Annotated in this window: 23 protein-coding genes; 8 read left to right on the forward strand and 15 right to left on the reverse strand. The window is 67.8% G+C overall.

Features of this window, described 5'->3' with window-relative positions; all coding sequences use genetic code 11:
- Nucleotides 1–53: 53 nt before the first annotated feature.
- On the forward strand, nt 54–1,841 hold the full coding sequence (gene ilvD, locus VE759_RS14945) for a dihydroxy-acid dehydratase (protein ID WP_324933761.1): 1,788 nt from the start codon (nt 54–56) through the stop codon (nt 1,839–1,841).
- Between the two features lie 11 nt (nt 1,842–1,852).
- On the opposite strand, the gene VE759_RS14950 is transcribed toward ilvD, so the two are convergent.
- Nucleotides 1,853–2,458, reverse strand: coding sequence for an O-methyltransferase (locus VE759_RS14950; protein WP_324933820.1), 606 nt, complete (start codon nt 2,456–2,458; stop codon nt 1,853–1,855).
- Between the two features lie 974 nt (nt 2,459–3,432).
- On the opposite strand from VE759_RS14950, the gene VE759_RS14955 reads away from it, so the two are divergent.
- Nucleotides 3,433–4,392, forward strand: a complete 960-nt coding sequence (locus tag VE759_RS14955) for a hypothetical protein (RefSeq protein WP_324933763.1) — start codon at nt 3,433–3,435, stop codon at nt 4,390–4,392.
- A gap of 29 nt (nt 4,393–4,421) precedes the next feature.
- On the opposite strand, the gene VE759_RS14960 is transcribed toward VE759_RS14955, so the two are convergent.
- The 5 genes from VE759_RS14960 to VE759_RS14980 are packed head-to-tail and all read right to left on the reverse strand — an operon-like array spanning nt 4,422 to nt 8,535.
- Complete coding sequence (locus tag VE759_RS14960; protein WP_324933765.1) at nt 4,422–4,910, reverse strand: TIGR04338 family metallohydrolase; 489 nt, start codon at nt 4,908–4,910, stop codon at nt 4,422–4,424.
- On the reverse strand, nt 4,907–5,656 hold the full coding sequence (locus VE759_RS14965) for a DUF2786 domain-containing protein (protein WP_324933767.1): 750 nt from the start codon (nt 5,654–5,656) through the stop codon (nt 4,907–4,909). The genes VE759_RS14960 and VE759_RS14965 overlap by 4 nt, the downstream gene beginning before the upstream one ends.
- Before the next feature lie 45 nt (nt 5,657–5,701).
- Entirely contained in the window at nt 5,702–6,637 is a 936-nt protein-coding gene (locus VE759_RS14970) for an NADP-dependent oxidoreductase (protein WP_324933769.1), read from the reverse strand.
- A gap of 24 nt (nt 6,638–6,661) precedes the next feature.
- Entirely contained in the window at nt 6,662–7,699 is a 1,038-nt protein-coding gene (locus tag VE759_RS14975; protein WP_324933771.1) for a hypothetical protein, read from the reverse strand.
- A complete protein-coding gene (locus tag VE759_RS14980) occupies nt 7,696–8,535 on the reverse strand; it encodes a lysophospholipase (RefSeq protein WP_324933773.1) in 840 nt (279 codons plus the stop codon). The genes VE759_RS14975 and VE759_RS14980 overlap by 4 nt, the downstream gene beginning before the upstream one ends.
- 51 nt (nt 8,536–8,586) lie before the next feature.
- On the opposite strand from VE759_RS14980, the gene VE759_RS14985 reads away from it, so the two are divergent.
- Entirely contained in the window at nt 8,587–9,561 is a 975-nt protein-coding gene (locus VE759_RS14985; RefSeq protein ID WP_324933775.1) for a sigma-70 family RNA polymerase sigma factor, read from the forward strand.
- A 13-nt stretch (nt 9,562–9,574) separates the two neighbouring features.
- Here VE759_RS14985 and VE759_RS14990 read toward each other — a convergent pair whose 3' ends face one another.
- Nucleotides 9,575–10,732, reverse strand: a complete 1,158-nt coding sequence (locus tag VE759_RS14990; RefSeq protein WP_324933777.1) for a dihydrodipicolinate reductase — start codon at nt 10,730–10,732, stop codon at nt 9,575–9,577.
- A gap of 61 nt (nt 10,733–10,793) precedes the next feature.
- On the opposite strand from VE759_RS14990, the gene VE759_RS14995 reads away from it, so the two are divergent.
- The 4 genes from VE759_RS14995 (at nt 10,794) to VE759_RS15010 (ending at nt 14,993) form a co-directional block, all read left to right on the forward strand.
- Nucleotides 10,794–11,690 (forward strand): MarR family transcriptional regulator, encoded by an 897-nt coding sequence (locus VE759_RS14995; RefSeq protein ID WP_324933779.1) that lies wholly within the window; start codon nt 10,794–10,796, stop codon nt 11,688–11,690.
- Between the two features lie 51 nt (nt 11,691–11,741).
- Nucleotides 11,742–12,866: an NDMA-dependent alcohol dehydrogenase gene (locus VE759_RS15000; protein ID WP_324933781.1), complete on the forward strand. Its 1,125-nt coding sequence runs from the start codon at nt 11,742–11,744 to the stop codon at nt 12,864–12,866.
- A 107-nt stretch (nt 12,867–12,973) separates the two neighbouring features.
- Nucleotides 12,974–13,729 carry a pirin family protein gene (locus tag VE759_RS15005; RefSeq protein ID WP_324933783.1) on the forward strand — a complete coding sequence of 252 codons (756 nt, stop codon included), beginning with the start codon at nt 12,974–12,976 and terminating at the stop codon, nt 13,727–13,729.
- Nucleotides 13,710–14,993: a PQQ-dependent sugar dehydrogenase gene (locus tag VE759_RS15010; protein ID WP_414687921.1), complete on the forward strand. Its 1,284-nt coding sequence runs from the start codon at nt 13,710–13,712 to the stop codon at nt 14,991–14,993. Before VE759_RS15005 ends, VE759_RS15010 begins: the two co-directional genes overlap by 20 nt.
- Here VE759_RS15010 and VE759_RS15015 read toward each other — a convergent pair whose 3' ends face one another.
- Nucleotides 14,994–15,272, reverse strand: coding sequence for a GlsB/YeaQ/YmgE family stress response membrane protein (locus VE759_RS15015; RefSeq protein WP_324933785.1), 279 nt, complete (start codon nt 15,270–15,272; stop codon nt 14,994–14,996).
- Between the two features lie 232 nt (nt 15,273–15,504).
- On the opposite strand from VE759_RS15015, the gene VE759_RS15020 reads away from it, so the two are divergent.
- Entirely contained in the window at nt 15,505–16,605 is a 1,101-nt protein-coding gene (locus VE759_RS15020; RefSeq protein ID WP_324933787.1) for a phosphodiester glycosidase family protein, read from the forward strand.
- A 43-nt stretch (nt 16,606–16,648) separates the two neighbouring features.
- Here VE759_RS15020 and VE759_RS15025 read toward each other — a convergent pair whose 3' ends face one another.
- The 7 genes from VE759_RS15025 to VE759_RS15055 are packed head-to-tail and all read right to left on the reverse strand — an operon-like array spanning nt 16,649 to nt 21,916.
- Nucleotides 16,649–17,419 carry a fructosamine kinase family protein gene (locus tag VE759_RS15025; protein ID WP_324933789.1) on the reverse strand — a complete coding sequence of 257 codons (771 nt, stop codon included), beginning with the start codon at nt 17,417–17,419 and terminating at the stop codon, nt 16,649–16,651.
- 10 nt (nt 17,420–17,429) lie between these two features.
- Nucleotides 17,430–18,269: an SDR family oxidoreductase gene (locus VE759_RS15030; RefSeq protein WP_324933791.1), complete on the reverse strand. Its 840-nt coding sequence runs from the start codon at nt 18,267–18,269 to the stop codon at nt 17,430–17,432.
- A 10-nt stretch (nt 18,270–18,279) separates the two neighbouring features.
- Complete coding sequence (locus VE759_RS15035; protein ID WP_324933825.1) at nt 18,280–18,966, reverse strand: YoaK family protein; 687 nt, start codon at nt 18,964–18,966, stop codon at nt 18,280–18,282.
- The gene (locus VE759_RS15040) at nt 18,966–19,628 is read right to left on the reverse strand and encodes an ABC transporter substrate-binding protein (protein ID WP_324933793.1); all 663 of its coding nucleotides are present in this window, start codon (nt 19,626–19,628) and stop codon (nt 18,966–18,968) included. Before VE759_RS15040 ends, VE759_RS15035 begins: the two co-directional genes overlap by 1 nt.
- Nucleotides 19,629–19,641: 13 nt before the next feature.
- Nucleotides 19,642–20,436, reverse strand: coding sequence for a hypothetical protein (locus tag VE759_RS15045; protein WP_324933795.1), 795 nt, complete (start codon nt 20,434–20,436; stop codon nt 19,642–19,644).
- Entirely contained in the window at nt 20,403–20,957 is a 555-nt protein-coding gene (locus VE759_RS15050; RefSeq protein WP_414687922.1) for a mammalian cell entry protein, read from the reverse strand. Before VE759_RS15050 ends, VE759_RS15045 begins: the two co-directional genes overlap by 34 nt.
- Entirely contained in the window at nt 20,954–21,916 is a 963-nt protein-coding gene (locus VE759_RS15055; RefSeq protein ID WP_414687925.1) for an RDD family protein, read from the reverse strand. The genes VE759_RS15050 and VE759_RS15055 overlap by 4 nt, the downstream gene beginning before the upstream one ends.
- Nucleotides 21,917–21,937 lie beyond the last annotated feature (21 nt).

Here is a 21,937-nt window from a genome sequence, read left to right on the forward strand (position 1 = left end):
TGGGGTATACAAATCCTTTTTGCCTGGGGCGACGGCAAAGGCATACTGAAGCGATGGCCAATCCTCTTCGCCCAAGCGGCTCATCGGGGGTCGATGCTCTTCGCCCGAGCGGCTCATCGGGGGTCGATGCTCTTCGCCCGAGCGGCTCATCGGAGGTCGACATCAAACCGCGCAGCCGTGACGTCACCGATGGCCTGGAAAAAGCCGCCGCGCGGGGCATGCTGCGAGCAGTAGGTATGGAGGACGAGGACTTCGACAAGCCGCAGATCGGCGTCGGCTCGTCGTGGAACGAGATCACGCCGTGCAATCTATCGCTGGACCGGCTCGCCAAGGCCGTCAAGGACGGCGTGTTCGCCGCCGGCGGCTACCCCCTTGAGTTCGGGACGATCTCGGTGTCCGACGGCATTTCCATGGGTCACGAGGGCATGCACTTCTCGCTGGTGTCGCGCGAGGTGATCGCCGACAGCGTTGAGACGGTGATGCAGGCCGAGCGGCTCGACGGTTCGGTGCTGTTGGCCGGCTGCGACAAGTCGCTGCCCGGCATGATGATGGCCGCCGCGCGACTCGATCTGGCGAGCGTGTTCCTGTATGCCGGTTCGATTCTGCCGGGCAAGGCGAAGCTGTCCGACGGCACCGAGCGCGACGTCACGATCATCGACGCGTTCGAGGCGGTCGGCGCGTGCGCGCGGGGGTTGATGCCGCGCGCGGACGTCGACGCGATCGAGCGGGCAATCTGTCCGGGTGAGGGCGCCTGCGGCGGGATGTACACCGCCAACACGATGGCCAGCGCCGCCGAGGCCCTGGGTATGTCGCTGCCCGGCAGTGCGGCACCACCGGCCACGGATCGCCGCCGCGACGGATTCGCGCGCCGCAGCGGCCAGGCCGTGGTCGAGTTACTGCGCCGGGGCATCACCGCACGCGACATCCTGACCAAGGAGGCGTTCGAGAACGCGATCGCGGTGGTGATGGCGTTCGGCGGCTCGACGAACGCGGTGCTGCACCTGTTGGCGATCGCGCATGAGGCGAACGTCAAGCTGTCGCTGGAGGACTTTACGCGCCTCGGCGCAAAGGTGCCGCATTTGGCGGACGTGAAGCCGTTCGGCCGGCACGTGATGTTCGACGTCGACCGCATCGGCGGCGTACCGGTGATGATGAAGGCATTGCTGGATGCCGGTCTGCTGCATGGCGATTGCCTGACGGTCACGGGCCAGACAATGGCCGAAAACCTCGCGCACATCGCCCCGCCGGATCCCGACGGCAAGGTGTTGCGGGCGCTGGACAATCCGATCCATCCGACCGGCGGCATCACGATTCTCGGCGGCTCGTTGGCGCCCGAGGGTGCGGTGGTGAAGTCGGCCGGCTTTGATTCCGACGTCTTCGAAGGCACCGCAAGGGTTTTCGACGGAGAGCGGGCAGCGCTCGACGCGCTCGAGGACGGCACGATCACGGCCGGTGACGCTGTGGTGATCCGCTACGAGGGGCCAAAGGGCGGCCCCGGAATGCGTGAAATGCTCGCGATCACCGGCGCAATCAAGGGCGCGGGCCTGGGCAAGGACGTACTGCTGCTCACCGATGGGCGGTTCTCGGGCGGGACAACCGGCCTGTGCGTTGGCCACATCGCGCCCGAGGCGGTCGACGGCGGCCCGATCGCATTCCTGCGCGACGGCGACCGGATTCGCCTCGACGTCGCCAACGCCACGCTGGACGTGGTCGTCGATCCTGCCGAGTTCGCGTCGCGGCGCGACGGCTTCAGCCCTCCCCCGCCGCGCTACACCACCGGCGTGCTGGCCAAGTACCGGAAACTGGTCGGCTCGGCCGCGATCGGAGCGGTCTGCGGCTGACCGACGCCTGCCTACTTCACAAGTGCCATCGCGAAGCCGTCCCAGCCCTTGCTCCCGACAGTTTGAATCACGGCGGTGTCCAGCCGCGGATTCTCACTCATCAGCTGCAGCGCGTCCCGCACCCCACGGGCCCGGTCGTCGCCCGGCCGCAGCACCGCACCGGCGCGGACTACGTTATCGGCCACGATCACCGAACCGGGCCTGGCCAGTTCGACGGCCCACTGCACGTACGCCGGGTAGTTCTCCTTGTCGGCGTCGATGAACACCAGATCGAAGTGCCCGCGGCCGGCCAAACCGGGCAGCGTGTCCAGCGCCGCGCCGACGACCACCTCCACCCGCTCGCCGACGCCCGCCCGAGCCAGATTCGCCATCGCCACCTCGGCGTGCCTGGGTTCGTACTCCAGCGTGACCACCTTCCCCGACGGCCCGACAGCTCGGGCCAGCCAAATCGTGCTGTACCCACCCAGCGTGCCGAGCTCGAGGACCCGCGTCGCGCGCATCGCGGAAGCAAGCAGAAACAGGAACTTGCCCTGCTGCGGTGATACGGCGATCGACGGCAGCCCGGCGTCGTCCGAAGCTCGCAGCGCCGCCGTCAACGCCGGATCGTCACCAATCATTGTCCGGTTCAGGAAGTCATCCACGTCCTGCGCGCTTGGCTCGGCCACCCGGTCAACGCTAGCCAAATGTTCACCCGGGCAACTCTTTAGGCGACCTCACAGTTAGCTCTATCCGAATGCGCAGGATGCGGGGGAAGACTGAGAGCAAGCCGAACAGCAATGAATCTTAATCTCTCTACGAACAAAATAACGACGCGGGAGCCCATGCCCCGCTGCGGGCGGAGTGTTTGCTGACGCGATGGTTTCCGCGGCCCTCGGCGGCGTGGCTGCGCTTGCAAGTGGGCACGCCGGCACGCGGGTTGGCGGGGAAGGTGGCAGACGATCTGCCATCCCGATTAGGAGAGGAGTCGGGCCCGATGAGTCGCGCACTTTGGCTTTGCCGTTGTCGCGGGGGAATGGTTGTGCTGGCTTCCGGGGCGGTAATCTCGTTGTCCGCGCTTACCGGGGGCATCGCGCCGGCGCTCGCCGCGCCCGCGCCCACACCGATAATCCCGCCGCCTCCGCCGGCTCCGCGGATGGCAGCCCCGGCTCCGCCGCCTCCCCGGATGGCAGCCCCGGCTCCGCCGCCTCCCCGGGTCGCGCCGCCGCCGGCTCCCCGGGTCGTACCGCAGGCTCCCGTGCACAATGCAGCGCCGGCTCCGGTACAGACCGCACCGCGGCCTCCGGTTCACGATGCAGCGCCGGTCGCGCCGAATCCGCAGGCCGCTCCGCCGGTCACCAGAAACGAGCCCACGACGCCACATGACGCCGTTGCTCCGCCGAATCAGCAGGGGCCCGGCGCGCCGAACGCCCCGGCAACCGGCACCCAGTCCGCGCCGGTGAACACGGGCCCGCCCACCCAGCATGGGTTAGCCCCGCCGGGTGGTGTCGGGCCATTCTCTGGTCAAACGCCCGGGCCGCGACCGGGGCCGGCACCGCAGAATGGGGCGGGCGTCAACGGGGGCCCGCGGGGGGCGCCGCCGGGCGGCCAGGTGGTGACGGTTCATCAGGCGGTCACCATGCAGGCGCCGCAGAAGGACGTCGCCACCGCCGAGGCGTCGGTGCCGGTCGAACACAAGCCGGATGCCGCAGCGGCGGCAGACGTCGACAAGCTGCGTGACAAGGTCCGGTTGCCGCCCACCGACGCCAACGGGTGGACTCGGGGCGGTCAGGATCGGCGTGCCCCCGGCGCCGACCGCCCCGGATTCGAGCCACACCAGTGGGATCACCAGGTGCGGCAGTGGGACCGCAACTGGGTGCGCTACGACGACGATTACCGGCCCATCATCTGCAACCCGTACCAGGACCAGCTGCAGATCCTGTACGACTACGACGGAGCGCCGCAGATCGTGGTGATACCGCCACTGGGCAGTGTGGTGTTGGACGCCGCCGAATACGGCGCCTACAACTTCACGGCGCTGGTGCTGGACACTGCGGGGGAGGCCGTTGACGCCGCGGTGGGAAGCTTCTTCGGTGGCGGTTATGACCCGGGAGGCGGTCTGCTGCCGCCACCGCCGCCGCCGCTGGTGACCTACGACGACGTCCCGATCGCCGTCGACTATCCAGATGCGAGCTATGACCCGTTTTTGGTGAACCAGGTCGTCGACGCCGGCGCGGATCCCCAATACGGTGAGGACAAGGTCCTGCTCGACGGTGTCACACCGGTGTGGGGTGATTGGACCCAAACACCCGACGGGCAACGCGAATTCGACGTGCACAAGACTCAGCAGTTTCCCGGCCTGGATGCTCCGGCGCCGGGACAGCTTCCGGGCAACTACCATCTGCACCTGGCTAGCAAGGCGTCGCCGGGCACGCCCGCCCGGGACCTCTATGTTGTCGCGACCTCGGCCGTGGCGGCGACGCTGGCGTTTTGCGGGGCGGTGGCGTTGGCCATTTCACGGCGACGGCGTCGGCGGGGCTGGTACCACCCGTTGCCGCAGCCATTGCCGCGCTGACTTGGTCGAGCGCGGGAGTCCGGCAGTGGTCAGCGCGCACCCTCTTTCGCATAGACGACCCGCAACACGTGCTCCACCTCGGCGCCCATCACCACACCGGCCAGCTCGCACATCGTCGCGACAAACTCGGGGCCGTGGGGCGGGTCGGTGTCGCAAAGATAATGGGCGATTTCATGCAACACGACGAGTTCGCGCAACGCCCAGGTGCTCTTGCGGTCGGGCACCGCGATGACGGCGATGTCGTCGCGGCGCTCGAAGTGCGCGGCCGTCACGCCACGCCGCGCCCGCACGGTCAACGGGCCAGAACGCCAGCGTTCGCCGACCGCCGGATGGGCCAGCACCGAGTCGACATAGCGCTGCACGGACTCCACCGAACCGAAGCGGCCCTCCGGCGGAAGCGTCAGCTGCGCGCCGAAAAACTCGATCGCGCGGGAACCGTGCTGAGCGGCCCGGTCGAAGAGTGTGCGGACGAACTGCTCGGCCGCGTAGACCTTCGAGCGCTGAGCGTCTCGGCTCACCTTTCCAAGGGGGTTCTGGCGCCTGGCAATTCGGGACTGTTCCCGAGGCGAGCTCGTCGACCGGCCCGGTCGCCCGCCCGTCGCGCGCTCGACGAATAGCCGGCCGACGCGCGTTGGGCATACCAGGTGCCGCGTGCGCCGGATGTCTCGCGATAGAAATCCCGCAGCTCGATGTCCTTGTTGCGCAGGGCCAGAGCGGTGCCCGGCTTGCCCGAGCGGTCGGAGTGCGCCGCACGCCGGGCCTCTTCGCGGGCCTGGGCCAGCCGCTGCCCGATGCGGGCGCCGAACGCCAGCTGGAAGTTCAGCCGGGCGGTGATCGTCGGCGTCGGCCGGTGTGCTCCCGATGCGATGTACCTGTTCGACGCGTGCACCATCTGCATCACGAGGCTGGCGTACAGCGCATGGCTGGCGTCGATGTCCTCGGCGAAGCCGTACGCGTAGACGAACGTCGAGTTGGACGCGACGTCACAGGTGACGTCGTTGGCGTGGGCAATCACGGTGAACAGCTGGACATACGTGCGCAGCCCCTTGGTGCCCGCGTTTCCGATCGTGATCGTCCGCTGCACCGGGGTCTGCGCCTTGGTGCGGGTCGACGAATGTGCCCGCGCGACGGCGAGGTCGATCGATGTCGCAGTGGCCAGCCGTTGCGCGGCAGCCATGAATGCCTCGGCCTCGTGCGGATTGTCGGTGCCCTCGGCCTGGCGCAGCAGCGCGGCGATCCGGGCCAGCATCTTGTCGTCGCTCATGCGCGATCCGCTCCGCTTCTCGCTTGTCGGGTCATGCGCGCCAGGTTAAGGGACGAGTACGACTTTCCCGTGAGCGTGGCCGCCCCGCAGGTAGCGGTGTGCCTCGGCCGCTTCCTCGAGCGCGAAGACCTTGTCGACGACGACCTCGAGTTTCCCTTCGGCGACCAGCTTCAGCAGCTCGGGCCGGGACGCGTCGCGGATCTCGCGCGCTTCCTTGTTGAACCCCGCCAGCGCCGCGATGCCGAGTTCGGCGGCTCGCCCGAACCCGGCGATCGTGGCAATCCTGCCCCGGTCGGCGACCAGTTCGACGGACGTGTCCAGCGCCTCGTCGCCGCCGACGAGGTCCCACGCGACATTGACGGGTCCGATGGCGCGTACCCGATCCGCCAGCCCGGGTCCGTACTCGACCGGTTCCGCGCCGTAACGGCGCAACATGTCGTGCTGTCCGCGGCCGGCGGTGCCGATCACCGTCGCACCGCGTGCCACCGCGAGCTGCACCGCCAACAACCCGACACCGCCGGCGGCCCCGTGGATCAACACCGTGTCGCCCGCCGTCAGCTGGGTGGCGACGAGCAGGTGCCACGCCGTTCCACCGGCCAAAAGCAAGCCGGCGGCCTGCTCGAACGAAATGTTCGGCGGCTTGTGCCCGGCCTGCGCCGCGTCGACGATGACTTGCTCGGAATAGCCACCACGAAGATTGGTCGCGAGCACCTCGTCGCCGACGGCTAGCGGGCCGGTGAATCCGGCCGTGTCCGGCGCCGCCGCGGTGATCACGCCGGACACTTCCCGGCCGATCGGCATGGGCAGCGCATCGGGGTCGTCGCCCATGTCGCCGCTGTAGAGCTTGTAGTCGACCGGGTTGGTGCCGGCCGCCCTGACGTCGATCAGCACCTGGTCTGGACCGGGGTGCGGCAGCACAACGTCTTGCAGCTCAAGGACTTCCGGGCCGCCGTAGCCGACGGCGACGACCGTTTTCGGCACGCTTGGAGTCTATCCCCGGGATGTCTACTTGGAGGCGAACCGGTCCAGCGCCGGGACAAGCTGGGGCGACAACGGCTGATCCTTGGCGTAGTTGAGGATGCTGTCGGTGGGGTCGTCTTTGAGGACGTGGCTGACACCGGTGAGCTTCACGAAATCGAGTTGGGTCTGCTTCAGCGCGTCGGCCAACGGTTGCACCAGCCGGCAGTCGGCCTGCGCGTCGGAGTCGCTGCAGGTCAACAGCACCGGCGTGGCGGCAGGGATCAGCATCGCGAGCGCGATCGGGTTGATTGCGTCTGCCTGCACGACGGCGTTGACGTTTTTCGCGTTGAGGACCGCGCCTAGCCCGTCCGGCAATTCAGCCGGCGCCGTGCCGTCGTGGCGCGCCTGGACGACCGCGGCCGTCCACGCCGCGACCACTTGATCGGCCTCCTCTTGGGTCTTCCGTCCCGCCTTGACCTCGGACGCGGCGTCGTTGCGCACCCGTTCGGTGATCTGGTCGAGGTAGCGCCCGGCGAGCGGCTGCAGCAGGCCGAGCGAGTGGATCTTCGGCGCGTTGGCGCTCTTGTCGACGGCCAGATTCATCGCGTGAACCGTGCCCTCGCCGAGCGCATACACGGAGATCCGGTCTTTGTCGGTGCCGGCCTGGTGGGCCAGGAATCGCACCGCGGCCTTGGCCCCCGAGGTGTAAACCGCGCTGCCCACGTCGGCGGGGTGCTTCGCATACGTCCCGAGCCCGGTGCGCCCGGTGCCGACCTTGTCGTAGCGCAGGGTGGCGACGCCGCGTTCGGCAAGCAGGTCGGCGAGCTTGCGCATATTGGCGACCGGGCCCGCGACCGCGTTGTCACCGTTGCGGTCGGTCTGCCCGCTCTCGGAGATCAGCAACGCCGCGGGCCCGGGCTGGTCGCCTTGCCGATGGTGATACGTGCCGTACAGTGTCACCCCGTCGGCTTCGAATGTCACGTCGTCGTCCACCCACGGCGGGGGGGCCGGTTTCGACGAGCAGCCCGCCAGCACGATGAGCGTCGCTGCGAGCCAAATGCCGCGACGGGCAAGCCTTTTCACAAATGCACCTCTATCCATGACACCACGTCGTCGAGCACTCGGTCCTGCTCGGGCTCGTTGAAGACCTCGTGGTAGAGCCCGGGGTAGACCTGCAATGCGACGTCGGCCGCGCCAGCATTCTCGGACAGGATCCGGCTGCCCTCAACATTTATGAGCTTGTCCCGGTCACCGTGCACGATCAGCAGCGGCGCGGTCAGCTGCGCCGCCAACCGAGGCTCGCTCTCGCCAATCTCGAGCAGCGCACGGGAGATCCCCGCCGGCAGCCAACCGTGGTACACCAGCGGGTCGGAGTTGTACTTCGCCACCACGTCCGGGTCGCGTGAAATCGCATCGGTGGGCAGCTTTTTCGCCGGCGCGCCGGGCGCTATCTTCCCCAGCGCCTTGCCGACGACCCTGAGCGCCAGCGGTGCCTCGAGCTGTGCGGCGACCGCCGGTCCGGACAGCACCATCGCGACATAGTCGCCCGGATGTTCGGCGCCGTAGGCGAACACGACGCCGCCGCCCATGCTGTGGCCCACGACGACGCGTTTGAGGTCGGGGTGGTCGGCGGCGGCAATGCCGACAAGCGTGGCGAAGTCGTCGGTGTAATCGGACAGCCGCTTGAGCCAGACCCGTTTGCCGCCCGAGCGGCCGTGGCCGCGCAGATCGAGGGCGAAGGTGATCAGCCCCGCCGCACCGAACCGCTGGGCGACGTGGTCGTAGCGGCGGGCGTGCTCGGCATACCCGTGACACAGCACCACCACGCCGCGGGGAGCGGTATCGGGCGTCCACACGTCGTAGACGATGCGAACGCCGCCGGCACCGTCGAAGGAGTGTTCAGTGCGGGTGGTGGCCACCGGGCGAGGATATCGGGCAGCTTGTCACCGGGCGTGCGTAAGCTCGCACGGGTGAGCGTCCTCGCACACCAAGCCGACAACGAATTCCTGGTGCAGGCGGAGCCGCACCGTCGCGAGCTGCTGGCGCACTGCTACCGAATGACCGGGTCATTGCACGACGCCGAGGACCTGGTGCAGGAGACGTACCTGCGGGCGTGGAAGGCCTACGGCGGATTCAAGGGCCAGTCGTCGCTGCGGACCTGGCTGTACCGGATCGCAACGAACACGTGCTTGACCGCGCTGGAGGGCAAGCAGCGCCGCCCGCTGCCGAGCGGGCTGGGAGCACCAAGTTCCGACCCGGCCGGTGAACTAGTGGAACGGCATGAGGTTCCGTGGCTGGAGCCGCTTCCGGATTTGTACGACGACCCGGCCGATCCCTCGGTGATCGTCGGCTCGCGGGAAGCGGTGCGGCTGGCGTTCGTCGCGGCGCTGCAACACCTGTCGCCGCGGCAACGGGCGGTGCTGGTGATGCGCGACGTCTTGCAGTGGAAGGCCGCCGAGGTCGCCGACGCGATCGGCACGTCGACCGCCGCGGTCAACAGCCTGCTGCAGCGCGCCCGGGCGCAGCTCGAGGCGGTCGGCCCGAGCGCCGAGAATCCGCCGCAGGCACCCGACTCGCCGGAGATCCGGGATCGGCTCGCGCGCTACATCGCCGCGTTCGAGGCGTATGACATCGACAAGCTGGTAGACATGTTCACCGCCGAGGCAATCTGGGAGATGCCGCCGTTCGACGGTTGGTATCAGGGCCCGCAGGCGATTGCCACGCTGACACGGCACCAATGCCCGGCTGAGGGGCCCGGCGACATGCGGTTCATCCCGACCGCCGCCAACGGCCAACCCGCCGCGGCGTTGTACATGCGCGAGGGCGGCAAGCACGTGGCGTTCCAATTGCATGTCATCGAGATGGGCCGTGGTGGAATTGAGCACGTCGTCGCGTTTCTCGACACGTCGCTGTTCGCGAAGTTCGGCCTGCCGCCCGAGCTTTGACCGCCATTGGCGGTTATTTCGGCGAGGAGGCGAAGCCGAATAACCGGGAGTCCGGCACCGGGCCGACCACCGGCCGCACCAGGCCCGCGCCGGTGATCACCGGCAGATCCATTGCCGACAGCAGACCGGGCGGGGCGGCGTGCACCGCCGGAATGGCGTTGACCATCCGCGTGGCACCGGCCATCCGGGCGCCGAGATCATGGTCATGGTCTTCCGCCAGCTCGAGCTCGCAGCGGATGCTCGGCGATCCGTTGATCTCAACGCGGTACACCCCGCGGCCCGACGCTCCGCCGTAGCCCAAGTCCCGCGGCGGGATCGAGATTTGCGGTTGCGGCCAATCGGGCGCGATGTCGTCGTGCATGCGGGTGACGTGGTCGACGACGAAAGTTGGCTTGCCCTCGACGAACCCGGTCAACGTCGAGCGCATCGCCGCAACCGTGCCCGCCGCGATATGCCCCGTCGGCGTGTCGAAGGCGAACTGCGTTGCCACGCGGGAGACGTCCTCGTCGATAGAGTCGATCTGCACTCCGAGCGCGGCGGCCAGCTGGTGCAGCACCGGGCCCCAACCGAACGTGAACACGCCCGGCGTCGCGGCGAACGCCTCAGCCTGCGGCGGCTTGCCGAAGCCGAGAATCTCGTACACTGCAGATGCGTCGGGATACGTTGCGTAATTGAACATTTCGGTGACCTGGATGGCTTCAATGTTGCGCGACACGCCCGAGAGAGTCAGCGGCAAAACGTCGTTGGCGAACCCTGAATCGATGCCCGTCGTGAAGAACGACGCCCCACCGGCAAGCGCCGCGTCCCGCAGCGGATCGGTCACCGCAGCGTCGAGCGCCGGCGGGTACACCAGTGGCACCACCGAACAGGACACCACATCCTTGCCCGCCCTCAGCAGCCCGGCCATGTCCGCCACCGCTTCCAACGGTCGCAGATTCGCGGCCGCAGCGTAGACCACTACATCTGCGTCCCCAGCCAGCATCGCGGAGGCGTCCTGGGTTGCGACGACCCCGACGGGGTCGATCCCGCACAGCTCGCCCGCGTCGCGGCCGGCCTTGGCGTCGCGATGCACCAGCACATCGACGAGCTGCAACGCGGGATGGTCGATCACCGCCCGCAGTGCGATCAGCCCCATCGAGCCGGGCCCCCAGACACCGACCTTTATCGCCATCGAGTCTCCAAATATTCGGACGCGCTTGGGTAGTATTTGGAAGAATGGTAGGGAGGTTATCGTGAGGCCGTCAACGGCGAAGTCCCCGCCGACCCGCCGCGTGGTGGAGGTGCTCGACGCGCTGGCGGATTCGAATGCGGCGCTCACCTCGGCGGAGATCGCCCGCCGCTGCGGCATCAGCACGTCGACCTGCGCACTGGTGCTCGCCGAGCTCGAGGACGCCGACTGGGTGTGCCGCCACGACGGCCGCCGTTACCGGCTGAGCAGCGGCCTCTTCGGCATCGTGCACGGTTTGCGAGCACAGTTCCCGCTTCTCGACAGCGGCCGCGAGGTTCTCACCGACCTGCACCGTACGCTCGACGCCGCCTGCTCGATGTCGCGGATCGGCGAGCGGCAGCTCACGATCGTCGACTCCGTTGGCCACAGCGCTGACTCGGAATACGCCGTCGGGCAGGGCTTTCCCATCGACCCGCCGTTTGGGCTCGTCGCGATGGCATGGCGCGACGACGACGATGTCGACGCGTGGCTGCGCCGGGTCACCCCCCGGCTCACCGAGGCCGACGTGAACGACCACCGTAGAGTGCTAGCCGACATCCGCGCCCGCGGCTATGGCGCCTGGCGCTTCGACGACGCGCACGCATCGCTTCACGATCGCCTCACCGGCGTCCTGGCATCGCTGGGACCCGCGGCCGCGGTGGCACGCCAACTCACCACCCTGATGACGATGGTGACGCTGACTTCCGTCACCAAGACGCTGGAGAAGGACGTGAAGACGACGGAATTCTTGGTGCTGCCGATCTTTGGGCCTACCGGGCAACCGGAGTACCAGATCCAGATTCGGCTGAATCGGCCAGGCGCGCTGACGTTCGCCGAGGTCGACGACGCGCTCACAAACGCCCAGCGCCGGGTCACCAGTACGAGCCCATCTAACCAGCCATATAAGCAGCTCAGAGGCTAAACGACCACCCCTTTTGGAACGTGTTCTCGAAATGTGGCTATGATCACGCCCATGAAGACCAAGGGCGCTCTGTTGTGGGAGCTGAACTCGCCATTCACGGTCGACGAAATCGACGTCGGCGATCCGGTCGCAGACGAGGTGCAGATCCAGTTACACGCGGCCGGCATGTGTCATTCCGACTATCACCTGGTCAACGGCAATACGCCGATCGGCTTGCCCGCGCTCGGCGGCCATGAGGGCGCCGGCATGATCACCAAGGTCGGTAAGAATGTCACCGGACTGCGAGAGGGCGACCACGTCATCTTGGCGTTCATCCCCGCGTGCGGGCAGTGCCAACCCTGCCTCAAGGGCTTCCGCTCGCTGTGCGATCGCGGCGCCGTGCTGCTCGGCGGCAAGGCCATCGCCGACGGCACCAGCCGCGTGCATGCCGGCAGCACCGAGGTGTCGCCGATGAACCTGCTCGGCACGTTCGCCCCGTACCTGACCGTGCACAAGGACTCGGTCGTCAAGATCGACCCGTCGGTGCCGTTCGAGTCGGCGGCGATCATGGGCTGCGCGCTGCCGACCGGCTTCGGATCGGCGACCAACGTCGCCGACGTCCAGCCCGGCGAGACCGTGGCGATCATCGGCGTCGGCGGCATCGGCATCGCCGCGCTGCAGGGCGCGGTGCTCTCGGGTGCCAAACACGTCATCGCCATCGACCCGGTGGAGTTCAAGCGTGAACAGGCGATCAAGTTCGGCGCGACGCACGCGTACCAGTCGATGGCCGCCGCGATCGAGCCGATGATCAACCTGACCGAGGGCTTGATGGCCGACAAGACGATCATCGCGGTCGGCGAGATGAAAGGCGAGTACGTCGAGGAGGCCCTGACCCTGACCGCCAAGACCGGGACCTGCGTGGTGACCGGGATGGGCGCGATGACCGACGTCGACGTCAAGCTCAACTTGTTCCTGTTCACGATGTTGCAGAAGACCTTGAAGGGCAACATCTTTGGCGGGGGCAGCTCGCATGTGGAGACGCCGAAGCTGGTCGGGCTGTACAAATCCGGGCAGCTGAAGGTCGACGAGATGGTCACCAGCACGTACCGGCTGGAGGACATCAACGACGGTTACCAGGACATGCTCGACGGTAAGAACATCCGCGGCGTCATCAAGTTCACCGACGCGGACTGGTAGCCAACGCCCGCGGCTGCGCGGCAGATGCCGCGCAACTGCGCACGGCCATGTTGTCGAGTCCAGCACGGGCCGCCTAGGCTGGCACCGATAGCAAAGGACTGATCAGCATGACACCAGTCGTCGACATCCGCCGTGCGGCCGACCGCGCGAAGACGAGGATCGATTGGCTGGACTCCAAGCATTCGTTCTCGTTCGGGCAGCACTACGACCCGGCCAACACCCATCACGGTCTGCTGCTGGTCAACAACGACGACATCGTGGCGCCGGGAACCGGATTCGAAACGCATCCGCACCGGGACATGGAAATCGTCACGTGGGTGCTGCGCGGTTCGCTGGTGCATCAAGACTCCACCGGGCATTCTGGCGTCATCTATCCCGGCCTGGCGCAGCGCATGTCGGCCGGCACCGGAATCCTGCATTCGGAGAAGAATGACTCCTGGCGACTCACCGGAGGCCGGTCACACACGGAGCCAGTGCATTTCGTGCAGATGTGGGTGGCGCCCGATGAGCCCGGGATCACGCCGGGGTACCAACAGCTCGAGATCGACGACGAACTCCTCAGTGGCGGGCTGGTGACAATCGCCTCGGGCATGCCGGAACACCGTGACACGTCCGCTATTTCGATCCATAACCGCTACGCCGCTCTGCACGGCGCTCGGATGCAGCCCGGCGACAGCGTCGAATTGCCACAGGCACCGTATCTGCACCTGTTCGTCGCACGCGGCGGCGTGACGCTGGAGGGCGCGGGCCAACTCCATGAGGGCGACGCGGTCCGATTCACTGCATCGGGCGATCAACGGGTCACCGCGGCCCAGCCGTCGGAGATCCTGGTGTGGGAAATGCATGCCGGGCTGTCCGCGTAGCACGGCCACCGTCGTCTTCGCGGCGATCGTCGTGGCCGCATGCTCAACAATGCCGGCACGTCACCAGCAACCGGCCGCGCCACCGGCGGCCGCGCCGGCCGGGTTGACCGCAACGCGGGTGCAAGTGCCGGCGGAGTTGGCGCAGCAGCCGTTCGACGTGCCCCGGCAGGCGCTGGTGCCGGCGGGTTGGACGATGTCGGTGTGGTCGCGCATGCCCATGGCGCGGCTTGCGGTGTGGACCCCGGACGGCGCACTGCTGGTCTCCGCACCTGCCACTGGGCAAGTGATGCGGCTCGCCCCGCGGCCGGGTGGCGCCGATCCACAGATCCTGCTCGACAACCTCATCGCCCCACACGGCCTGGCCTTCGCCGGCTCGACGTTGTATGTCGCCGAAAGCAACCACATCGACGCGTACACGTACGCAAACGGGCAAGCGACCGCCCGCCGCCCCATCGCCACCGGCCTGCCCGACGATCGAAGCCCCGAACTGCACGGCGCCTATGCGCACGCGCTCAAGAGCGTGGCGATCGGGCCCGACGGGGCGATCTACTTCTCCATCGGCTCGACGGGGAACGTCTCGGCGCGGGACCGCGAGGCGACGCCGCAGCGGGCGACTATCATGCGGATCCCGCCCGGCGGCGGCCCGTACCAGGTGTTCGCGCGCGGTGTGCGCAACGGCACGGGTCTGGCGGTCGCGCCCGACGGCTCGGTCTGGACGGCGGTCAACGAACGCGACAATATTGCCGACCCGCGGCCGGGCCCGAACTACGGCGAGGTCATCGAGGACTACGTCAACGACCATCCGCCCGAGGCCCTCGCCCGCCTGACACCGGGCCGCGAGTTGGGTTGGCCCTATTGCAATCCCGACGGCGGCCCGGCCAACGCGGGGTTCGTCCGCGACGTCGAGACCAACGCCGACGGAAGCAAGCTGGACTGTGCGACGGTCCCGCCGGTCGAGCAGACCCTGGGCGCACACGCCGCGCCGCTTGGCATGAACTTCGCCACGTTGCCCGCACCATTCGGCGCCGGCGCGCTCGTCGGAGTGCACGGCTCGTGGAACCGCGAGCCGCCGTGTGCGCCCGAGGTGTCGTTCTTCGGTTGGCGAAACGGCACGCTCGGCAATCAGCAGACGCTCGTCGGCGGGTTCCAGGCGGCGGACGGATCGCGTTGGGGCCGACCGGTGGCGGCCACGACCGGTCCGGACGGTGCCGTCTACATCACCGACGACTACGCCGGCGCGGTGTACCGCCTGGCTCCGCCGTGATCATGGACGACGCGCCGTGGTTCCCCTGCCGGTGACGGCGACGTAGATGGCGATCAGGATGATCGCGACCACGATGCCGACGATGAACGGAATCCATGCGATTCCCTTCTCATTGTGGTAGCCGAAGGCGCTGGTGATCGCCGAGCCGGCCAAGCCGCCCACGATGCCAAGGAGGACGGTCATGATGACGCCGATGTTCTGCTTGCCCGGCATGATCAGTCGCGCCAGAACGCCGATGATGGCCCCGACGACAATCGCACCGATGATGGATCCGATCATTGCTGCTCCTCTGTTGGTGGCCCCGCAGTCCGGGCGCCGACGCAGACCGGGTTCCCCTAATTGACGACGCCATAACGTCGTCGTGGATTTCGGCTCCGCCGTATAGCAGCCGATCCGTCAGCAAAGGCCAAGGGGCGGAAATCAATTCGACCCGGTATCCAATCGTGACCCAGCTGTTACGTAAGTTGACAGTGTTGTTGATGAGGCTATTGTGTTGCTTCGGGTGTCCTTCATGGAAGGGGCGACCGTGCCGACACGAGCCAAAACCAGCAAATGTCTGGCGGCCGGTGTGGCCACCTTGACGCTGTGCGTGGCGTTGGCGACGACCGGCACCGAGCCGCGCGCACGGGCCGACGGCGACGCCCGCGGGCTGCTTCTGGCGGCGATCGCCAACACCAAGGGCTCGTACCTCGTGTACAACTTCGGCGGTCAGTTCGCCGCGCCGTTCCGCAATGCGGGCGGCGGGGACTACACGCTGGACAACGGCGGCCACCTGATGACGATCAAAAGTGCGTCGTCTCGATTGAATCCGCACCTGCTGGTGGACACGCACACCGGCGCGCAGGCCCGCTGCGAACGCAACGACGGTGCACGCACGGGCGAGGGACTGTGGCAGGCGTCCGAGGTCTATCCGCCGCTGCAGGCGTGGCAGGCGTTGGGGCAGCCGACGATCGCGATCAACGCGAACTTCTTCGACATACGCGGGCAGAAGGGCGGCTCGTGGCGGGAAACCGGATGCAGCTCACCGCTGGGCGCATACGTCGATAACACGCGCGGCCAGGGCAGGGCCAATCAGGCGGTCACGGGGACGGTGGCGTATGCCGGCAAGCAGGCGCTCTCGGGAGGCGGTGAGAACTGGTCGGCGTTGTCGACGATGATCCTTCCGATGGGCGGCGCGCCGTACATCATCGCGCCGAAAAATCCCGGCGAGTACGACTACGCGACGCCGGAGATTCAGAAGCTGCTCGACCAGAATGCGCGCTTCGTCGCGGTGAGTGGTATCCGATTGCTCACGCCGGGCGCTACGGGTCAGCTGAACGACGGTGGGCCCAGCGCGGCTCGGACCGCGATCGCATACAACCGGGACCGCGACGAGATGTACGTGTTCCAGGGCGGCAGCTACACGCCGGACAACATGCAGGACCTGTTCCGCGGCTTGGGATCCGACACCGCAGTGTTGTTGGACGGTGGCGGCTCGTCGGCGATCGTGCTGCGCCGCGATACCGGTGGGATGTGGTCGGGCGCCGGCTCGCCGAAGGGCAACTGCGACACCCGTCAGGTGTTGTGCGACTCCCACGAACGCGCGCTGCCGAGCTGGCTCGCATTCAACTAGGCCGAGTGGCCGTAAGAGCCGCGGTCACGGAGCTATCGGGCTGCTATCGGGCTGCTAACGCGCTCCGTGCCGCCAACTTTGTCTGCTGCGCGTAGGCTGCCCCGAACAGCGCAACGTGAGCCAGCAAAGGAAAAAGTTGGTGCAGTCCGAGGCGTTCGCGCCAACCCGGCCGCAGCGACCGTACTCCGGAGTAGCCGGCGAGCACCTCTGCGTAATATGGGCAACCGAACAGTGCCAGCATTGCCAGGTCGGTTTCGCGGTGTCCGCCGTGCGCGGCAGGGTCGATCAGCACCGCCCCGTCCGGTGTCCACATCACGTTGCCGCTCCACAGGTCGCCGTGCAGCCGCGCCGGCCGATCGCCGTCGTCGAAAGCACCCGACCGACACCGCTGGACGACCGACCCCAACGCCTCATGCGTCTGTGCGTCTAGCCTGGGCGCGGCCAGCTCGGCCATCGGCACCAGCCGTTCGTCGGCGTAGAACTCACCCCACGATCCATGCGCGGTCAGCGACATCGGCAGCGGCCGCGAGAGCGGCCCGAAGAAGCCCGAACCGTCCCAGCCGTCGGGGCCCGCGCCGAACGCCGGCGCGCCCGCGTCGTGCGTGACCGCCAGCCGCGAGCCGAAGTCATGCGCGGCCTCCCGCGTCGGCGCCGCCGGCGCCAACCGCCCCAGCGTCAGGCTTGTCGCGTCGTGGTCGAGCACCCGCGCACACGGCACACCATTCTGCACCGCCGAGAGCCATTGCAGCCCTGCGGCTTCCCAGGCGAAATATCCGGGAGGAGCGCCGGGGTTGCGCTTGACGAACGCGTTCACGCGAGCGTCGCTACGCGCGCCCCGGTTGGCCCGAGACCCGTCGCAGCAGCGAATCACGCAGCACTGTAGGCAAAATCGGCACCAGCGCCGCCTGCACTCTTGGTGCGAGACCAACGACGTAGCGGGCGCGAGGCCGCCGCGCCGTCAACGCTTCCTCAACGACCTTGGCAACCTTCTCCGGTGACACCGCCAGCCGTTGCGACATCGGAATCGTCTTCTTGTAACCGGTCAGGTGCCGTGCATAGAGGCCACGGTGCTCCGACGACATGGCCGCCGCAGTCGCATCCGCCTGGGCCTCGGCGGTCCGCCACATATCCGTATCGGTCTGTGCCGGTTCGACAACCACGACCGCGATGTTCCATGGTTTGAGCTCCACGCGCAGCGCGTCGGCCATTGCCTCGATCGCGAACTTCGACGCCGCATACGCGCCGGTCAGCGGGGTTGAAATCTTGCCGCTCACACTTGAGATGAACACGACCCGGCCGCGCGATCTCCGCAGCCGCGGCAACACCGCCTGCACGACCGCGATCTGCCCGAACACATTGACCTCGAACTGCCGCCGCAGTTCGTCGGGCGGCACCGCCTCGATCGGGCCGCCGACGGCGACCCCGGCATTGTTGACCACCGCGTCGAGGCGCTCCGGCAGCGAATTGTCAAGCGCGGCAATCCGCTCAGGGTCGGTGACGTCGAGCAGCACGGACGAGATCCGCTGCGGATGCGCCGCCGTGATGGCGGCGGCGTCCTGCTCATTCCGGACGCCCGCGATGACGTCCCAGCCGCCGGCGGCCAAGTGGGTGGCGATCGACCGGCCGATGCCGCGTGCGGCGCCCGTGACGAGTACAGATGGCATAGGCGCGACTTTAGTCGCCGTGATGAACCGGCGGCCCGAAGCGGAACGTCGCCGCGGCCGCGCCGACGACGGCGGCCGCCAACGCAATCACCGGGGCCACGGTGACCCGCGACAGTGCCGCGCCGATCGCGGCGCCGGCGCACATCGTCAACACCGCCGCAACGCGCATCCTGGTGTACTCACCGCTGCCGCCCGCGAACTTGCTGTCCACACCGATGCCGACGATCGCCGACGTCAGCACGGTGGTGCTGACGTCCTGGATGCCGAACTGGCGCGCGGTGGCGTTTTGCATCCCGAACGTGATGGCCAGTCCCACCACCAGCACCAGCTTCGTTTTTCCGTGGTAGTCCAGCACTCCGGCGCCGGCGAGAACGGCCAGCGTCAACAGAATCAAGATTTCGAGCCCCAGCGCCGCGGTGATCCATCGCCGCACCCGGTAGTCGAAGTGGCGGGCGAACCGGCCACCAAGCACCGCACCGAGCACGAACGCGGCGAACGACATCAGCCCGGCTGTCATGTCGACCCCGGAATGCGGTACGGCCCAGAACCCCAGGAAGATCACGTTCCCGGTCATGTTCGCGACGAACACGTGCCCGAAGACGAGGATGCTGATCGAGTCGACGATCCCCGTGGCAAGCGTCAGCAACAGTAGCCCGAGGACGGTGAGCCGGTGAGAGACCGGTGAACGCACCCGGATCACGGTTGCTCCCAGGTTTTCTGGCCGGCACCGCTCTGGTCGAGTTCCGAGGCGCCCAGCCACTTGGCGCGCAGTTCGCCGAGCCGGCCGGTGCGTTCCAGGCCCGCCTGCGCGGCGTTGATCCACGCGAGCAGATCGTCGTCGGACCTGCGGACCGCGGTGGCGATGCGCTCGGTGGACAGTCCCCGTTGCACGACTTCGACACCCGCCACCGGCTTGACGAGTTGGGTCAGCACCGGCGCGAGTTTGATGAATGCGTCGCAGCCGCCGGTGGTCAGATCGGTGATCGCGGCGCGGATGTCGCCGTAGTCGTAGACGTGAACCGCCTTCGCCCTGCCTTGCGCGACCAGCTGTTCCGCGATCGGCTGACTGGTGTTGCCCCGCTGCACCCCAATGGTCAGGCCTTCGAGGTCGTCGATGCTTCTGACATGTGGCAGCCGACCGACGTCGACGGCCAGTGCCGTCACGCAGTCGTAAGCGCCTGCGTTGAGCTCGTCGAAGATGCCATTGAAATCCGGGCGGCGGTACGGGATGAGTTCGACCCGGAGGCTCAGCGCTTCCGCTACCGCTTCCATCAGCGAGATGTCAAGGCCGCCGTGGTTTTCCGCCCCGTTGAACGGCGGGTCGGGAAACGCCGCGCCAACCCGAAGCGGGTCGCTCATCGCCGACCGCCGGCTAGCCCAATTGGGGGGTGAGGTTCACCGACGTAATCGTCGTCATCTTGGTGATCACCCACCGCGAGTCGTTGCGCTGCATGGTCAGCCGGTAGGACAGGTACTTCAGCGAGGGAATGTTGTTGGACTGCGGGGTGGAGTTGGTCGTGTTGGTGTACACGACCGCGGTGGCGTCCTTGCCCTGCAGCGACTCGACCGCGGCGCCGACGACCTGGGTGTTGTTGGTCACCTTGGCCTGCTTGTTCACCGGGGCGATCGCGTCGATGTACTTGCGGTACTGGTCTGCGAAGTCGCCGGACAGGTACTTCGCCGATCGATCCGCCAACGTGTCCATGTTTTCCGGGGTGTACGTCCACAGCGTGGTGATCGCGCTGGCCGCCGTGCGGGCGATGTCCAGCTTGGCGTTCACCGTCGCCTTGTCGACCAGGTAGGGCTGCAGCATCGCACCGGCGAACGCTCCCGCCGCGACGAACAACACGACGGCGGCGGCCACCGCGGCGACGAGTAGTCGTGTGACGGGTTTGGGTGTCGGCGGGGCCGGCTTTTCGTCGGCCGCCGGTTCCGCGGCGTCCGGCTGATCGGATGCCTCGGCGTCGGGCTGATCGGATGCCTCGGCGTCGGGCTGGTCGGATGCCTCGGCGTCCGGCTGGTCGGATGCCTCGGTCGTCGTCTCGGCGGCAGGCGTCACCGTCGGACGGGGCCGGAACCACCGGTGCCGTCCGACGCGGCGGGGTGCAGGCGCGGGTGCCGCGCTGTCCTTCGTCAGATCACCTGCATCAGCTGGCTGATCTTCCACTGCTGCCCTTCCTTGATCGCCGTTGCGAGCCAACGGCTTCCGCTCTCGGTGACCTTCTTGTCGGCGCTCGACGTGGTCGCGCTCTGTATCGCGACGAGCACGTTGGCGCTGCCGTCGCCGTTCCACTTCTGCACGCCGGCCTCGGTGACGGTGCCCTTCGTCGGCTCGGACCTGGCGACCGAAATGAGGATCTCGTTCTCCCGCTCCTTGAAGCTCTTTGCGAAGTCGCCGGTGCCCTGCGCCAGGATCTTGTCGGCATAGTCGTTGGCGTGGAACGGATCCAGCGAGGTGTACTCGGTCATGAATTCCCGCACGTAGCCGAGGACCGCGACATCCTTGATCTCGGCGCGGCGATGCGATTCATGCGATACCAACAGCAGGCTGCCCGCCGCAATCGCGCCGGCAATCAGCAGGGCGGCCAACGACATGACGACCGGTAGCCGCCAGCGCAGCGGCGGTTTGGGCGCAACCTCTTTGAGGAGTTCGTCGGCCCCCGGCTCGAACTTGCGCAGCGGGCTCACTTGGGCGCCTCGTTCCCGCGCGGATACGGCTTGGTCAACACGTCCATGGCGGCGACGCGCCACTGGCCGGCACGCGACATCTCGAAGGTGACCCGGACCGTCGCGCTGATGAACTGCTGCTGCTGCTGGCTGGCGAGCCGCTGACCCTGCAACATGACCAGCATCGACGCGCGATCCGGCGACGCCGACAGCACCGCGCTGTTCGCGGCCCAATACTCGTTGGTGGTCGGGGCCCGCTTCTTCACCGCGTCCTGCTGGGCGACCAACTGCGGCCGATAGCCATCGGTGGTCAGCGACTGCGCATGCGCGAAATCCGCATTCAGGGTGCCGGCGTTGTACGTCAGCATTTCGGCAACCATCTTCGGGCCCTGGCCGCTGATTTGGGCGCGGGCCCGATCGACCGCGTGGTCGTGGCGGTATACCGCCAGATACCCGAGGCCGGCCAGCACCAGCGCTACCACGGCCGCCGTCGTCAGCACGGCGCCGGTCAGTCGCCGAATCTTGGCGGGTCGGGGCTCGACGCGACGCACCTCGGTGCGGAGCAGCAGATCCGCCAGCGTCCTATTGCGCGAATCCCACAGCGGCCACAGCCATCCGACGCACAGCGAAAGCGTGTCGAGCAGATGGGCCAAATCCCGGGCCAGCAACCGCCACGGCCCCACGGCCGAGCCGTCGCGACGCAGCACCCGGATACCGACCAACGCGCGGCCCAGGCTCCACCCGATGGTGGTCGGCAGAATCAGCCGGTTGATCCCCATCAGCAGGATCATCACGCCGCCGGCCGCTAGCGACAGCCAGCACAACCAGCCGGCGGGCGTCGCCGACAACGCCACCAGCGCCGCCGTCGCCACCACACCGAGCGGGGCCAGCACGTCGACGGCCGACGCGCCGGCACGCGACAGCCACGACGCCAGCGGCTCGGTCACAACTTCCCGGGTGACCGGCGCGTCGCCGGCCACGTCGGCCTCGTCCAGCACTGC

This window comes from Mycobacterium sp. (assembly GCF_035640695.1).
Classification (GTDB): domain Bacteria; phylum Actinomycetota; class Actinomycetes; order Mycobacteriales; family Mycobacteriaceae; genus Mycobacterium.

Coding starts and splice junctions, on each gene's coding strand:
- VE759_RS15015 (WP_324933785.1), bottom strand. CDS start 15,272: ATGATCGGATCCATCATCGGTGCGATTGTCGTCGGGGCCATCATCGGC.
- VE759_RS15020 (WP_324933787.1), top strand. CDS start 15,505: ATGGAAGGGGCGACCGTGCCGACACGAGCCAAAACCAGCAAATGTCTG.
- VE759_RS14965 (WP_324933767.1), bottom strand. CDS start 5,656: ATGAGCGACGACAAGATGCTGGCCCGGATCGCCGCGCTGCTGCGCCAG.
- VE759_RS15030 (WP_324933791.1), bottom strand. CDS start 18,269: ATGCCATCTGTACTCGTCACGGGCGCCGCACGCGGCATCGGCCGGTCG.
- VE759_RS14950 (WP_324933820.1), bottom strand. CDS start 2,458: ATGATTGGTGACGATCCGGCGTTGACGGCGGCGCTGCGAGCTTCGGAC.
- VE759_RS15040 (WP_324933793.1), bottom strand. CDS start 19,628: ATGAGCGACCCGCTTCGGGTTGGCGCGGCGTTTCCCGACCCGCCGTTC.
- VE759_RS14990 (WP_324933777.1), bottom strand. CDS start 10,732: ATGGCGATAAAGGTCGGTGTCTGGGGGCCCGGCTCGATGGGGCTGATC.
- VE759_RS15005 (WP_324933783.1), top strand. CDS start 12,974: ATGACACCAGTCGTCGACATCCGCCGTGCGGCCGACCGCGCGAAGACG.
- ilvD (WP_324933761.1), top strand. CDS start 54: ATGGCCAATCCTCTTCGCCCAAGCGGCTCATCGGGGGTCGATGCTCTT.
- VE759_RS15010 (WP_414687921.1), top strand. CDS start 13,710: ATGCCGGGCTGTCCGCGTAGCACGGCCACCGTCGTCTTCGCGGCGATC.
- VE759_RS15000 (WP_324933781.1), top strand. CDS start 11,742: ATGAAGACCAAGGGCGCTCTGTTGTGGGAGCTGAACTCGCCATTCACG.